This window comes from Acidobacteriota bacterium (assembly GCA_016184105.1).
Taxonomy (GTDB): Bacteria; Acidobacteriota; Vicinamibacteria; order Vicinamibacterales; family 2-12-FULL-66-21; genus JACPDI01.
Genome location: JACPDI010000028.1, coordinates 86,732 through 99,845 on the forward strand (window position 1 = coordinate 86,732; position 13,114 = coordinate 99,845).

Genomic DNA, 13,114 nt, shown 5'->3' on the forward strand with positions numbered 1-13,114 from the left:
CGATGATACACCTCACGCGAGCGCCGGCTTGACCGCCTTCACCAGGACACGGAAGGCCGCGGAAAGTGGGACAGTCACACTTTCAGCGGGTCGACTGGAAAGTGTGACTGTCCCACTTTGCGTTACGTCCGAGCCGCCCGTCGGGTTCCGGCCGCGAGCTGATCGACCTGGCCGCGCGGGGCGTCGGGCGGGAGAAACCGGATCGGCTCCCCCACGCGTTCGTCGAGGCTCTTGATGACCAGCGTCTTGCGGCTGGTGGCCCGGAACTTGGGCAAATTGAACAGGACGGTAAACCCGATGAAAAGCGCCAGGAGGAAGACGACGGCAGCGCCGACCCCCTCGATGAATCCGAAGATGAGGTGTTGCACGTCTGCGGTCACAGCTCTCTGCGCCGCCCCGGCACGGGCGGCAAGGTATAGAGGATGTAGCCCTGCCGGACCTCGTCCATCGCGAGCCGCTCGAGCTTGCGCGGCACGCCGGCCTCGCGCGGCACGCGGGGCACGACGCCCCGTCGCAGCTGCTTGGCGCGCTGCGCGGCGACGTCGACGAACAGGAACCGGCTGTCGATCGGCGCCGCTCGTTCGGCGGGAGCCGTTTCGGTTCCGGGCTGCGGAGCGGTCGTATCGACGTCGGGCATGCCTACAGGTTACTCCTCTTTCAGCAGATCGAGAAGCGCGCGCGCGGCGGGCGCAGGCACCGCAGCCTCGCACGCCGCCGCGATCATGTCGCCCGCGAGCAGTCCCGCGTCGGTGATCGCGCCTGCCACGCGATCGAGCGGCACGCGCTCGAACAGCACGTTCTCGACGGTCACGCCCGGCGGCGGCGCGGGCCAGAGCGATGCCGGAGCGTCGCGGCGCAGCGACAAGGCGGTCGCAACCGGCTCGCACACGCATTTCTCCCGGCCCGACACGACATAGGCGGGCACGCCCGCGAGCAGCGCCGCCGCACAGAGTTGCCCGGTGCCGGTCTTGTTGATGAACCAGCCGGCGGCGATCGCGTCCGCGCCGACAAGCACGACGTCACCTGGCGAGAGATTCGACGCGATCGCGGCGTCGGCGACGACGGTGACGGCCAGGCCATCGCGCGCGAGGCTCTCGGCGAGCGCGCGCCCTTCGAGCGCGGGGCGCGACTCGGCGCAGACGGCCGGGCGCGCGAGCGCGCGGATGCAGGCCTCCACGGCCGCGCTGCGCGAGCACGTGATGACGCGCCGCGTGTCGTCGCGCAGGAGTGGCGCGGCGTGGCGTGCCGCGGCGGCGGCGGAGCGGCCGGCGCGCTGCGCCAGGCGATCGAAGAGGTCGCTGTCGTCGAGCGCCGCCGCCGCGAGGTTCCACACGGCGCCCATCGACGGTTGCGCGCGGCAGGCGCGCACGGCGGCGAGGCGGCGCGCCCGGCCCCCCCGGGCGCGCGCCTCGGCGAGCAGCGTCGCGACAGAACTCAGCAACGTGGTCGCGCTCGACGCAGTGTCGGCGGCCAGCCGGTCAAAATCGTCCATCGCCGGGTGTAAGATAACCTGCTGTGGCTCCGATGTTTCCAGACATCAGCGATTTCGCCTCGGATATCCGGCGCGCGTTCGACGATCTCGATCGGCAGTTCGCCGGGCGCGGCGCCGGCGAGTACGTGCCGCCGGTGGACGTCTTCGAGACACCCGACGGGGTCACCATCGTCGTCGACGTCCCGGGCGTGCCGGCCGCCTCGGTCCGCGCCGTGATGAAGAACGGCGTCGTCATTGTGATTGGCGAGAAGCCGGGCGCCCCGTGCGGCTGCGACCACGCGCAGTTTCACGTCGCGGAGCGCAGCTTCGGGCGGTTCGCCCGCGGCATCCGCCTTCACGGCGCGTTCGACGCCGCGCGTGCGGCGGCGACGCTCGCCGGCGGCGAGCTGCGCATCACCGTCCCGCGCCTTGAAGATCGCCGCGGCAAGGAAATCGTCATCCCGATCCAGGCGCAGTGAAAATCCTCTTCATTGGCGACATCATGGGGCGGCCGGGCCGTGACATGGCGCGCCGCGCGATCCCGCTGCTGGTCGAGCGCCACGACGCCGACCTGGTCGTCGCCAACGTGGAGAACGCGGCGGCCGGCTTTGGCATCACGAAGGACATCGGCGACGAGCTGCGCGGCTACGGGATCGACGTGATGACGTCGGGAAACCACATCTGGGACAAGAAGGAAGTCCTCGACTACATCCCGCGGGAGCCGCGGCTGCTGCGCCCCGCCAACTTTCCCGCGGGCGTGCCGGGCAACGGGCGCGCACTCGTCCAGGGCGCGAGCGGCCAGGCGGTCGGCATCGTCAACGTGATGGGGCGCGTGTTCATGACGCCGCTCGACGATCCGTTCGCCGTCGTCCTGCGCGAGATCGAGGCGCTCCGCGCGAAGACCCGGGTGATCCTGGTGGATTTCCACGCGGAGGCGACGTCGGAAAAGGTGGCCATGGCGTGGCATCTCGACGGCAAGGCGACGGCGGTCGTCGGCACGCACACGCACGTGCAGACGGCCGACGAGCGCGTGATGCCCGGCGGCACCGCGTGCATCACCGACGTCGGCATGACCGGCCCGCACGACTCGATCATCGGCGTCGAGAAGCAGGCCGCGCTCGGCCGGTTCCTGACGGGGATGCCGGCGCGCTTCGAGGCGGCGTCGGGCGATCCCAGGCTGCACGCGGTCGTGATCACCGCCGACGCGGCGACAGGAAAAGCGACCGGAATCGAGCGGCTCAGCATCACGCCGCACGATTTGAAATCCTGAGATCTGCCATGCCATCGCTCTTCGATCTGCCCTTCGAGGACGAGCCGGATCCCGGCATGGACGTGCGCGAGGCGCCCGGCCCTCCCGAACCATCGGGCCCCTCCGAGCGGCACGTGCTCTCCGTCAGCGAGCTGACGAGCGAGATCCGCGGCGCCCTCGAGTCCCGCTTCGTGGACATATGGGTCGAAGGAGAGCTGTCGAACTGCCGCCTGTGGAACACGGGGCACGTGTACTTCTCGCTCAAGGACGACCGCGCGCAGATCAAGGCGATCATGTACCGCTCCGCCGTCCGATACCTGAAGTTCAAGCCCGAAGATGGATTTCACGTCGTCGCCCGCGGACGCGTGAGCGTGTATGGCCCGAAGGGGGAGTACCAGTTTGTCTGCGAATATCTCGAGCCGCAGGGATTTGGCGCGAGGCAGGTCGCATTCGAGCAGCTGAAGAGGACACTGCAGGGCGAAGGGCTGTTCGACGCGGCGCGCAAGCGCGCGCTGCCCTCCCTGCCGCGCAAGATTGGCGTCGTCACGTCGCTCGACGGCGCGGCGCTGCGCGACATCATCAACGTGCTGCGGCGCCGCTACCCCAACGCGCATCTCGTCATCCGTCCCACGCGGGTGCAGGGAGAAGGGGCGGCGGCCGACATCGCGCGCGCGGTGCGCGACATCGGCCGCGTGGCCGGCGTCGACGTCCTGATCGTCGGTCGTGGCGGCGGCTCGGTCGAGGACCTGTGGGCGTTCAACGAGGAGCCGGTCGCGCGCGCGATCGCTGCCGCGCCCGTCCCGGTGATCTCGGCGGTCGGCCACGAGGTGGACTTCACGATCGCGGATTTCGTGGCGGACCTCCGCGCGCCGACCCCTTCGGCCGCCGCCGAGCTGGTCGTCAAGGCGAAAGACGAGTACTGCACGCGCATCGATCGCCTGAGCGATCGTCTCCGCGCGGCCGCACGGCACGGCGTGCAGCGCCGCCGGGCCGGCGTCCAGGCGTGGCTGGCGCGACGCGGTTTCGGCGCGTTCACCGCGCGCATCGCGATGCGGGGGCGCCACGCGGCGGAGTTGACGCACGCCCTCAGGCGAAATACCGCGGAGCAGATCGCCCGCCGGGAACGGCGCCTCACGCGGCTGCGCCTCCGCCTCGAGACGCTCGATCTCCGGCGGCGGCTGGCGACCGTGCGCGGCCGGCTCGTGTCCGCCGACGGCCGCATGCGCGCGGCCGACGCGCGCCGGCGCCAGGGGCTCGACGGCCGTCTGCGCACGCTCGCCGGCCGGCTCGAGAGCCTCAGCCCGCTGGGCGTGCTCGCGCGCGGTTACGCCGTCGCGTGGAACGAGGACCGCACCGCGATCCTGCGGCGCGCGTCGAGCGTCGCCCCCGGCGACGCCATTCACGTCACGCTGCACGAAGGCGAGATCGACTGCACGGTGTCCGATGCCCGAAACCATTAAAGACTTCGAGTCCGCCATCGCGGAGCTCGAAACGGTCGTGAAGGCGCTCGAGGAGGGAGATCTCCCCCTCGAGAAATCGCTCCAGTTCTTCGAGCGCGGCGTGCAGCTGTCGCGCTTCTGCCACGCGCGCCTCGAGGAAGCCGAAAAGCGGATCGAGCTGCTCAACGAGCGGGGCGAGCTGCGGCCGGCGCCCCCCTCGCTCGGCGCGGACGAGGGAGACAAGCCGCGGTGACACCCTCCGCGCAGCCGCTCGATGATTCGCTCGCCCGGCTGCGACGAGTCGCCGACCGCGCCCTGGCCCGCCTCGTCGTGCCACCCGACACGCCGCCGGTGCTCACCGACGCGCTGCGATATCCCGTCGAGGCCGGCGGCAAGCGACTGCGCCCTGTGCTCTGCCTTGCCGCCGCCGAAGCGGTCGCGCCGCTGTCGGGCATCGCCGAGGATCGCGCCGTGAAGCAGGCGGTGCACGCGGCATGCGCCCTCGAACTCGTCCACACCTACTCGCTCGTGCACGACGACCTCCCGGCCATGGACGATGACACGCTGCGGCGCGGCCTGCCGACGACGCACGTGGTGTACGGGGACGGGCTGGCGGTGCTGGTGGGTGACGCGCTGCTGACGCGTGCCTTCGAGGTGATCGTCTCGCAGCCGGATCCCGACGGATCGCTCACCTCGCGCAAGCTGCAGGTCGTCGCGCTCCTCGCGAGAGCCGCGGGGGCCGAGGGCATGGTCGGCGGGCAGGCGATCGATCTCGACGCGGCGGGCAAGGGGCGGCCGGGCGCCACGCCGGCGGTCGCGCTCGACGCGAACGCGGTGCGGGCCATGCACGGACGAAAGACGGGGGCCCTCATCCGGGCCTCCGCGACGAGCGGCGCGATCATGGCGGGCGCGCCCCCCCACGTGGTCGGCGCCGTGGACCGGTACGCGGCGGAGCTTGGACTCGCTTTCCAGATCGTCGATGACATTCTCGACGTCGAGGGAAGCGCCGCGGAGCTGGGCAAGAGCGCCGGCAAGGACGCCGCCGCCGGCAAGCCGACCTACCCGGCGCTGTTCGGTCTGAACGAGTCGCGACACATGGCGGCCCATTGCGTGGAGCGCGCGCTCGTGGCGCTCGACCAGGCCCGCGTGGCAGGGATCCTGCCGGACCTGGCGCGCTGGGTGCTGACGCGGAGATCGTGAAACACCGCCTCGATCTCTCGCTGGTCGAGCGCGGGCTCGCGCCGACGCGCGAGCGCGCGCGGGCGCTCATCCTGGCCGGCCAGGTGCTCGTCAACGGCCGGCCGGCGCGCAAGGCAGGCGAAGCGGTCAGGGCGGACGACACGATCGCGCTTGCCGTACCGGATCACCCCTACGTCGGACGCGGCGGCGTGAAGCTCGCGCACGCGCTCGAGACGTTTGGCGTCGCCGTGCGCGGGCGCACGGCGCTGGACATCGGCGCCTCCACGGGCGGCTTTACCGACGTCCTGCTGCGGCGCGGTGCGGCGCGCGTCGTCGCGCTCGATGTCGGACACGGGCAGATCGACTGGACGCTGCGCACCGATCCGCGCGTCATCGTCATCGAGCGCGTCAACGCGCGCACCCTGACGGCCCGGCAGCTCCCGGATGCCGCGCGGCAGTTCGATATCGTCACGATCGACGTCTCGTTCATCTCCCTGCGTTACATCTTTCCGCAGCTTCCGCCGCTGCTCCGCGAGGGAGGCGACATTGTCGCCCTCGTCAAGCCGCAGTTCGAGGCGGGCCGGGCGGAGGTGGGCGCGGGCGGGATCGTGCGCGACCCGGCCGTGCACGACCGGGTGGTGGCGGAGGTCGCCGCTGCGGCCGATGCAGTAGGATTGACGCGTCGCGGCCTGGCGGCCTCGCCCATTGAAGGGGCCGAAGGCAATCGCGAGTTTCTCCTTCATCTCAAATGCCGTTGAGCAAGGTGGGTGTCGTCGCGCGGCGGGATCTGCAGGGAGCGGCCGGCGTGCTCGCCGAGATCGCCGGGTGGCTGCAGGCGCGCGGCATCCAGACGATGTTCGACACGGATACGGCGGTGCTGGCAGGGGTGCCGAAGGACTTCCCCATCGCCACCCGCGACGATCTGCCGAAGCACGTCGGCCTCCTCGTCGTCCTGGGCGGCGACGGCACGCTGCTCGGGATGGCCAACCGCATCACGCGGCTCGGCGTGGACGTCGCCATCCTCGGCATCAACTTCGGCAGCCTGGGGTTCCTGACAGAGGTCACCCTCGAGGAGATCCAGGCCGCGCTGGCCGCCGCGGTGGACGGCAAGGCGACGATCGAGGAACGGATGCTGATCCGCGGGCAGGTGATGCGCGCCGGCCGGATCGCCGACGACCGGCTCGCACTCAACGACATCGTCGTCAATCGCGGGTCGCTGTCGCGGATCGTGGACATGGCCATCACGATCAACGGCCAGCCGGTGACGCACGTCCGCGCTGACGGCCTCATCGTGACGACGCCGACCGGATCGACCGCCTACAACCTCGCGGCCGGCGGGCCGATCGTGCACCCGGACGTCGACGCGGTTGTCCTGACGCCCATCGCGCCGCACACGCTCACGTATCGCCCCATCGTCATTCCCGGCTCGTCGGAAGTGCGGATCAAACCGGGCGTGGGCGGCAGCAGCGACGAACTGTACGCGACCTTCGACGGCCAGCACGGCGTGCCCCTCGAGGCCGGTGACGAGATCGTCGTCAAGTGCGCCTCCCAGCGGCTGAAGCTGATGCGCGCGTCCTCGCGGACGTACTTCGACGTGCTGCGGCAGAAGTTGAAGTGGGGGCAGAGATAGAAGAACAGGTTCGAGGGGTTCGAGGGGTTCAGCGTCCCATCGACCCCTGCTGCTGCAGACGTCGTTGCGCCCGCCAGTACAGGATCTGCCACTGAAAGACATTCCTGTTGTGTTCGTCGAGCGTGGACGCGAAGACGTGCGAGCCGTCGTTGCGGGACACGAAATAGAGGTACGGGACGCCGGCCGGGTCGAGGGCGGCGTCGAGCGACGCGCGGCCCGGCGAGGCAATCGGGCCAGGCGGGAGCCCCGCGTAGCGGTACGTATTGTAGGGAGAGTCGAACTGCAGGTCTTCGCGCGTGATGTTCTTCACGTCGCGTCCCGCGCGCTGGATGGCGTAGATCACCGTGGGATCGCACTGCAATCCCATTCCAATCTTCAGGCGGTTCGCGTACACGGCGGCCACGAGCGGCCGTTCCTCCCCTTTGCCCGTCTCCTTCTCGACGAGCGAGGCGAGCGTCACCACCGCGCGCACCGTCCTGCCGGCGGCCTGCGCGCGCGCGGGCAGATCGCCGCCCACCTGCTGGTGAAAGCGGGCGACCATCAGATCCACGAGCCGGGCGGCCGTCGCCTTCCGCGGAAGCGCGTAGGTGTCTGGAAAGAGGTAGCCCTCCAGGTCCGTCGCGGCGGGATCGAGATCGCGTATGCGCTCGGGGTTCCTGGCCGCCTCGATGAACGACGCGGCGCCGCCGAAACCCTGCTGCTCGAAGTGCGACGCCATCTCGCGAATCGTCAGCCCCTCGCGGAACGTGATCGATCGCAGGTACACCTCTCCGCGCGCGATCTTCCGCACGACCTCTTCGGCCGTCATCGGGCGATCGAAGCGGTACTCGCCCGCCTTCAGCGAGCGCGACTCGCCGGTCAACCAGACGGCGTAGCGGAACGCCAGCCGATCGCGCACGACGCCGGCGTCGGCGAGGCGGCGCGCCATGGCCGCCACGCCGCTCCCCTGGGGGATCTCCACGAACTGCTCCGCCCCCTCGTAGCCCTTGTACGGCTGGTTGACACGGGTGAGGACGTAAGAGGCGCCACCGGCGACAGCGAGCAGAAGAATAGCGAGAACGCCGAGAAGACGTTTCATGGTCAGTTGTGGGGCGGACCTTTCAGGTCCGCCCGGCGAGCCCGAAGGGCCCTCCCCACATCAGTACATCACACACGTGGATCAGTCAGACAGCGCGTCGAGGTAGTCCTGTAGCATGACGGCCGCCGCGGCCGCGTCAAGTTTGTCTTTCCGCTTCCGCCAGCTCCTTTCGCGCTCGGCGAGCCGCATCTCTGCTTCGCGACTCGTCAGCCGTTCATCCTGCAGGACGACGGGCACGCCCACGCGCGCGCGCAGCGCGGCCGCCACGGCTTCGACGTGCGCCGTCAGGTGCGTCGCGGATCCGTCCAGCTTGCGCGGGTGACCGAGCACGATGGCCTGCAGCGGATCGTCCAGGCTCGCCACGGCGGCGGCGATCAGGTCGGCGTCGGTCTCGGGCCGGCCCGTGGCCGCCAGCGTCCGCCACGGCGAAGCGAGCACCGCCGTCGCGTCCGAACGCGCGAGCCCAATCCGACGAAGGCCGACATCCACTCCCACGACTCGCACGGGCTGAGAGTATAATTCGGGCTTCCATGCACAACCGATTCCGGGTCCTGGTCGCCTCCGTGTCGATCGCCTCGCTGGCGCTGTTCGTCGCGTGCCGCGCCGGCAACCGCCCCGAGAAGTTCACGCAGAAGCTGGTCATCATCGGATTTGACGGGCTCGACCCGGACCTGGTGGAGCGGTGGGTCGCGCAGGGGCGCCTTCCCCATTTCGCGAGGCTCATCAAGGAAGGCGGTCTCTACCCGCTCGAAACCACCGTGTCCCCGGAATCACCCACCGCGTGGGCGTCGTTCGCCACCGGCGTCAACCCCGGGAAACACAACATCTACGATTTTCTCGTCCGCGATACCACGAACTACATGCCGGACCTGGGCATGGTGCGGCGCGAGCCCGCGCGGTTCCTCTTCAGCTACATCCCGATCAGGAAGCCGAAGGTGGTGTCGATCCGCGGCGGCACGTCGTTCTGGGTCACCGCCGGCAGGAGCGGGGTGCGTTCGTCGATCCTCACCGTGCCGGTGACGTTCCCGCCCGAGGAGGTGCCCAACGGCGAGATGCTCGCCGGCCTTCCCCTTCCCGACATCCGCGGCACGATGGGCACGTTCTACTACTTCGCCACCGATCTCAGCCGCTACGAGGAGGGCAACACCGAGATGGGCGGCATCCTCAAGCGACTGATCTTCGACGGGGACATCGCGCACACCGAGCTGGCCGGGCCGCCGAATCCGATCGTGCGGCAGCAGCTGCAGCAGATCCGCGCGAAGGGGCGCGGCATCACGGACGCCGACCGCGCGCGGATTGCCGAGCTCGAGGCGCAGGAAGACGTCCGGGTCCCGATGACGATCCACTGGAACAAGCGCGAGGGAGAGCGCTCGGCGACGATCGAGGTCCAGGGGCAGTCCATCATGCTCAAGCCGGGCGGCTGGAGCCGCTGGATCGACCTCGAGTTCCGCGTGAACTTCCTCGTGCGCGTGCACGGCATGGCGCAGATGTACCTCGTCAACGCGGACGACGAGCTGCAGCTGTATGTGTCGCCGGTGAACTGGAAGGCGGACAACCCGCCGATGCCGATGTCGTACCCCGAGTCGTTCGCCGGCGATCTCTACGAGCGGCTCGGCCCCTACCGCACGCTCGGATGGGCCGAAGCCACGTGGCCGCTCAACGAAGGACGCCTGGACGACCGGACGTTCATGGACGACCTGTATCGCGCATTCGACGATCGCGCGCAGGTGATCCTGAGCCGGATCGACGCGAGAAACTGGGACCTGATGGTCGGGGTCATCGAGTCGACCGACCGCGTCCAGCACATGATGTGGCGGCTCATCGATCCGAAGCACCCGCTGTACGACGCGGCGCTGGCGGCCAAACTGGGCGACTCGATCGAGCGTGTGTACCGCCGCGCCGACCAGTTCGTGGGCGAAATGCTGGAACACCTGGAGCCGGGCACGCCGATCCTGATCGTGTCGGACCACGGCTTCCACTCGTGGCGCAAGGCGGTGAACCTGAACACGTGGCTCGTACAGAACGGCTACATGACGCTCCGCGGCCAGCGCGCGGGCGAGAAGCGCCTGGACGATCTCTTCGGCGGTGGAGAGTTCTGGGAGGACGTGGATTGGAGCCGCACGCGCGCGTACGCGATGGGCATCGGCCAGATCTACTTCAACCTCAAGGGGCGCGAAGCCGAGGGGATCGTGTCGGCCGGCGCCGAGTACACCGAGCTCGCCGAGGAGCTGAGCGCGAAGCTCCTGACCTTCCGGGATCCGGAGGACGGCACGCCGATCGTCCGCGCGGTCTACAAGCGCGACGACACGTACAAGGGCGAGTACCTGCAGAACGCGTCGGACCTGCAGGTGGGCATGGCCGACGGCTACCGGGTCTCGTGGCAGACCACGCTGGGCGGCGCGCCAAAGGAGGTCGTCTACGCGAACGACCGCAAGTGGAGCGCCGACCACGGCGGCTACGACTACCAGGCGACCTCGGGCGTCCTCATCTCGACGCGACGGCTCGAGGCGGGACGCACGCCGCACATCATGGACATCGCGCCCACGGTGCTGAAGTACTTCGGGCTCGCGGTGCCGGCGGAGATCGATGGCAAGAGCCTGTTCTAGAGGTCAGGGGCCAGAGGCCGGAGGCCAGGTCCGCCTTCTGATCCTGGTTGTCTGCGTGCTCGGCGCGTTCTGCGGTGAAAGGCTCTTCGCGCAGAACGAGCGCGCGCGCGCCGACGCGCTGGCGCGGCGCGCGACCGAACGCATCCGCGCGCTCCACGCCGAGGCCGAGCAGCTCGCCACCCAGGAGCGGACGATCCTGAACGAGCTGCGCCGGCTCGAAGTGGATCGGCAGATCAAGGCGGAAGAGGTCGCGCGCTTCGACGCGGAGCTGCTCACGGTGCAGAGCGAGCTGGCGGCGACCGGCGCGCGGGCGGCGGCGCTCGAGCGACGGGTCGTCGAGGACGCGCCGATCATCGCCGCGCGCCTGTCGTCGCTCTACCGGATGGGGCGGCCCGGTTACTGGCGGCTGCTGTTGGACGTCGAGGACGTGCGCAGCGTCGGCCGCGCGTACCGGACGGTCAGCGCGATGGCGCGCCTCGACCGCGAGCGCGTCGACAGCCACCGGCGGCAGCTCGCCGAGCTGCGCGCCGCGCGCGTCACGCTGCAACGCCGCGCCGAAACGGCGCGCCGCGTCCAGGCGGGCGCGTCGGCCGCGCGCGCGGCGCCCGACCGCGCGATCCACGCGCGCAACGCCCGCGTGGAGAGCATCGACCGCCAGCGCGACCTCAACGCGCAGCTCGCCGGCGAGCTGCAGGACGCCCAGCGGAAGCTGCAGGCCGCCATCGCCGCGCTGGCCGCCGGCCGCTCCGCGGGGGACACGATCGCGCTGCCGATCGAGCCGTTCCGCGGCGATCTGCCCTGGCCCGCGCGCGGCCGCGTCCGCGCGGCGTTCGGCCGCCGGCGCGCCTCGCGCTTCGGCACGAGCATCGTCCGCAACGGCGTGGAAATCGATGCGGCCGAGGGCGCCGCGGTGGGCGCGATCCACGAAGGCACGGTCGCGTTCGCCGGCCCGTTCCCGGGCTTCGGCAACCTCGTGATTCTCCAGCATTCGTCGGACGCAGGGCGCGAGGACTTTTCGCTCTACGGCCATCTCGAGACGATGGCGGTCAGAAAGGGAGACGGCGTCGAACGACAGAGGCAGGTTGGCACCGTTGGGCGCACGCCGACCGGCGCGGCCGCACTGTATTTCGAGCTGCGCATCGACGGTCGTCCGGTCGATCCCTTACAATGGCTGAAACGGTGATGACCGCATGAGCCCGCGCACCCGACTGATCGTTCTCTCGATCTCGACGCCGTTGCTGCTCTTCGTGCTGGTCGGCGGCCTGCTCGGCGCCCGCATCCAGCCCGAGCCCACGACCGAACAGTCGCTGCGCGTCTTCGAGGACGTCGTCTCGCTCATCGTCCACAACTACGTCGAAGACGCGAACGTGGACAAGGTGATGGACGGCGCGATGCGGGGCCTCGCCGATGGGCTCGATGCCGACAGCGCGTACCTCCAGCCGGCGCAGGTGCGCGCGGTGGAGTCCGGCGAGCGGCTGCCGGACGGAGACGTGGGACTCGACCTGACGCGCCAGTACTACCTGCGCGTGATCGCGGCGCGCGAAGGGTCGCCGGCCGCGCGCGCGGGGCTGCTCCCGGGCGATTTCGTCCGCGCGATCGACGGCAAGCCCACGCGCGACCTGTCGGTGTACGAAGGCATGCGGATGCTGCGCGGCGCGCCGGGCAGCAAGGTCTCCGTGCTGGTGATCCGCGGTAATGCCGCGGATCCGCACGTCATCGACCTCGTCCGCGAGAAGCCGAAGCCGCTGGCGGTCAGCGGGCGAATGGTGAACGGAAACGTGGGCTACGTCCGCATCCCGGCGTTCGACGCGACGACGGTGGACGCGCTGCGCCGCCAGGTCGCGGAGCTGGCGGCAGCCGGCGCCGCGAAGTTGATCCTGGACGTGCGGCAGACGAGCGAAGGGCCGCTGGACAGCGGGCTCGCCGCGGCGGGCCTCTTCGTGCCGCCCGGGACGACCATCGCCATGCGCGCCGGCCGCGGCCAGGAGAAGGCCCCGGTCGTCAGCGAAGGGGGCGCGCCGATCACGATGCCCGCCGTGGTCCTCATCAACCTGGGCACGTCGGGCGCCGCCGAGCTGTTCGCGGCCGCGCTTTCGGGCGCCGAGCGCGCCAAGACCATCGGCGAGCACACCAACGGCCGCGCCGGCCTGCAGAAGCTGGTGAAGCTGCCGCAGGGATCGGGCCTCTGGCTGACGTACGCCACCTACACCACCTCACGCGGCGACGCGATCCACGAAAAGGGGCTGACGCCCGCGATCGAAGTCGAAGAGGCCGAAGTCGAGTTCGGCAAGGTGGCCGACCCCGCGGCCGCGGATCCGGTCATCGAGAAGGCCCTCGCCACGCTTGGCGCGTAGCGCGACGGGCGGGGAAGTGGGACAGTCACACTTTCCCTGCCGGAACACCGGGAAAGTGTGACTGTCCCACTTCCCCGTCCCACTTTCCCACCCCGCTGTGGTATTCTG

The 13,114-nt window shown here is 70.2% G+C and carries 15 protein-coding genes; 10 read left to right on the plus strand and 5 right to left on the minus strand.

Going from position 1 to position 13,114, the window contains the following annotated elements:
• Window positions 1-122: 122 nt before the first annotated feature.
• From HYU53_10775 to HYU53_10785, 3 genes are read right to left on the minus strand one after another with little or no spacing between them, the layout of a single operon-like run.
• Window positions 123-380 carry a hypothetical protein gene (locus tag HYU53_10775; protein MBI2221678.1) on the minus strand — a complete coding sequence of 86 codons (258 nt, stop codon included), beginning with the start codon at window positions 378-380 and terminating at the stop codon, window positions 123-125.
• On the minus strand, window positions 377-637 hold the full coding sequence (locus tag HYU53_10780; GenBank protein ID MBI2221679.1) for a DNA-directed RNA polymerase subunit omega: 261 nt from the start codon (window positions 635-637) through the stop codon (window positions 377-379). The genes HYU53_10775 and HYU53_10780 overlap by 4 nt, the downstream gene beginning before the upstream one ends.
• 9 nt (window positions 638-646) lie before the next feature.
• Entirely contained in the window at window positions 647-1,492 is an 846-nt protein-coding gene (locus tag HYU53_10785) for a hypothetical protein (protein ID MBI2221680.1), read from the minus strand.
• A gap of 32 nt (window positions 1,493-1,524) precedes the next feature.
• Here HYU53_10785 and HYU53_10790 point away from each other — a divergent pair, with 32 nt between their 5' ends.
• From HYU53_10790 to HYU53_10820, 7 genes are read left to right on the plus strand one after another with little or no spacing between them, the layout of a single operon-like run.
• Window positions 1,525-1,950 (plus strand): Hsp20/alpha crystallin family protein, encoded by a 426-nt coding sequence (locus HYU53_10790; protein ID MBI2221681.1) that lies wholly within the window; start codon window positions 1,525-1,527, stop codon window positions 1,948-1,950.
• Window positions 1,947-2,741, plus strand: a complete 795-nt coding sequence (locus HYU53_10795) for a TIGR00282 family metallophosphoesterase (GenBank protein MBI2221682.1) — start codon at window positions 1,947-1,949, stop codon at window positions 2,739-2,741. Before HYU53_10790 ends, HYU53_10795 begins: the two co-directional genes overlap by 4 nt.
• A gap of 56 nt (window positions 2,742-2,797) precedes the next feature.
• Window positions 2,798-4,180, plus strand: a complete 1,383-nt coding sequence (locus tag HYU53_10800) for an exodeoxyribonuclease VII large subunit (GenBank protein ID MBI2221683.1) — start codon at window positions 2,798-2,800, stop codon at window positions 4,178-4,180.
• Window positions 4,164-4,412 carry an exodeoxyribonuclease VII small subunit gene (gene xseB, locus HYU53_10805; protein ID MBI2221684.1) on the plus strand — a complete coding sequence of 83 codons (249 nt, stop codon included), beginning with the start codon at window positions 4,164-4,166 and terminating at the stop codon, window positions 4,410-4,412. The genes HYU53_10800 and xseB overlap by 17 nt, the downstream gene beginning before the upstream one ends.
• The gene (locus HYU53_10810; GenBank protein ID MBI2221685.1) at window positions 4,409-5,359 is read left to right on the plus strand and encodes a polyprenyl synthetase family protein; all 951 of its coding nucleotides are present in this window, start codon (window positions 4,409-4,411) and stop codon (window positions 5,357-5,359) included. The genes xseB and HYU53_10810 overlap by 4 nt, the downstream gene beginning before the upstream one ends.
• The gene (locus HYU53_10815; GenBank protein ID MBI2221686.1) at window positions 5,353-6,096 is read left to right on the plus strand and encodes a TlyA family RNA methyltransferase; all 744 of its coding nucleotides are present in this window, start codon (window positions 5,353-5,355) and stop codon (window positions 6,094-6,096) included. Before HYU53_10810 ends, HYU53_10815 begins: the two co-directional genes overlap by 7 nt.
• Window positions 6,093-6,968: an NAD(+)/NADH kinase gene (locus tag HYU53_10820; protein MBI2221687.1), complete on the plus strand. Its 876-nt coding sequence runs from the start codon at window positions 6,093-6,095 to the stop codon at window positions 6,966-6,968. Before HYU53_10815 ends, HYU53_10820 begins: the two co-directional genes overlap by 4 nt.
• Window positions 6,969-6,996: 28 nt before the next feature.
• On the opposite strand, the gene mltG is transcribed toward HYU53_10820, so the two are convergent.
• Complete coding sequence (gene mltG / locus HYU53_10825; GenBank protein MBI2221688.1) at window positions 6,997-8,052, minus strand: endolytic transglycosylase MltG; 1,056 nt, start codon at window positions 8,050-8,052, stop codon at window positions 6,997-6,999.
• A 75-nt stretch (window positions 8,053-8,127) separates the two neighbouring features.
• Complete coding sequence (ruvX, locus tag HYU53_10830) at window positions 8,128-8,550, minus strand: Holliday junction resolvase RuvX (GenBank protein ID MBI2221689.1); 423 nt, start codon at window positions 8,548-8,550, stop codon at window positions 8,128-8,130.
• A 26-nt stretch (window positions 8,551-8,576) separates the two neighbouring features.
• On the opposite strand from ruvX, the gene HYU53_10835 reads away from it, so the two are divergent.
• Genes HYU53_10835 through HYU53_10845 form a run of 3 tightly spaced genes read left to right on the plus strand, consistent with a single transcriptional unit; the run spans window position 8,577 to window position 13,006 of the window.
• Complete coding sequence (locus HYU53_10835; GenBank protein ID MBI2221690.1) at window positions 8,577-10,652, plus strand: alkaline phosphatase family protein; 2,076 nt, start codon at window positions 8,577-8,579, stop codon at window positions 10,650-10,652.
• A gap of 55 nt (window positions 10,653-10,707) precedes the next feature.
• Window positions 10,708-11,835 (plus strand): peptidoglycan DD-metalloendopeptidase family protein, encoded by a 1,128-nt coding sequence (locus tag HYU53_10840; GenBank protein ID MBI2221691.1) that lies wholly within the window; start codon window positions 10,708-10,710, stop codon window positions 11,833-11,835.
• 7 nt (window positions 11,836-11,842) lie between these two features.
• A complete protein-coding gene (locus HYU53_10845) occupies window positions 11,843-13,006 on the plus strand; it encodes a PDZ domain-containing protein (protein MBI2221692.1) in 1,164 nt (387 codons plus the stop codon).
• Window positions 13,007-13,114 lie beyond the last annotated feature (108 nt).

Bases quoted from the DNA above. Each gene is read 5' to 3' on its own strand.
- HYU53_10845 (MBI2221692.1), top strand. From the start codon at position 11,843: ATGAGCCCGCGCACCCGACTGATCGTTCTCTCGATCTCGACGCCGTTG.
- HYU53_10790 (MBI2221681.1), top strand. From the start codon at position 1,525: ATGTTTCCAGACATCAGCGATTTCGCCTCGGATATCCGGCGCGCGTTC.
- HYU53_10835 (MBI2221690.1), top strand. From the start codon at position 8,577: ATGCACAACCGATTCCGGGTCCTGGTCGCCTCCGTGTCGATCGCCTCG.
- xseB (MBI2221684.1), top strand. From the start codon at position 4,164: ATGCCCGAAACCATTAAAGACTTCGAGTCCGCCATCGCGGAGCTCGAA.
- HYU53_10785 (MBI2221680.1), bottom strand. From the start codon at position 1,492: ATGGACGATTTTGACCGGCTGGCCGCCGACACTGCGTCGAGCGCGACC.
- HYU53_10800 (MBI2221683.1), top strand. From the start codon at position 2,798: ATGGACGTGCGCGAGGCGCCCGGCCCTCCCGAACCATCGGGCCCCTCC.
- HYU53_10780 (MBI2221679.1), bottom strand. From the start codon at position 637: ATGCCCGACGTCGATACGACCGCTCCGCAGCCCGGAACCGAAACGGCT.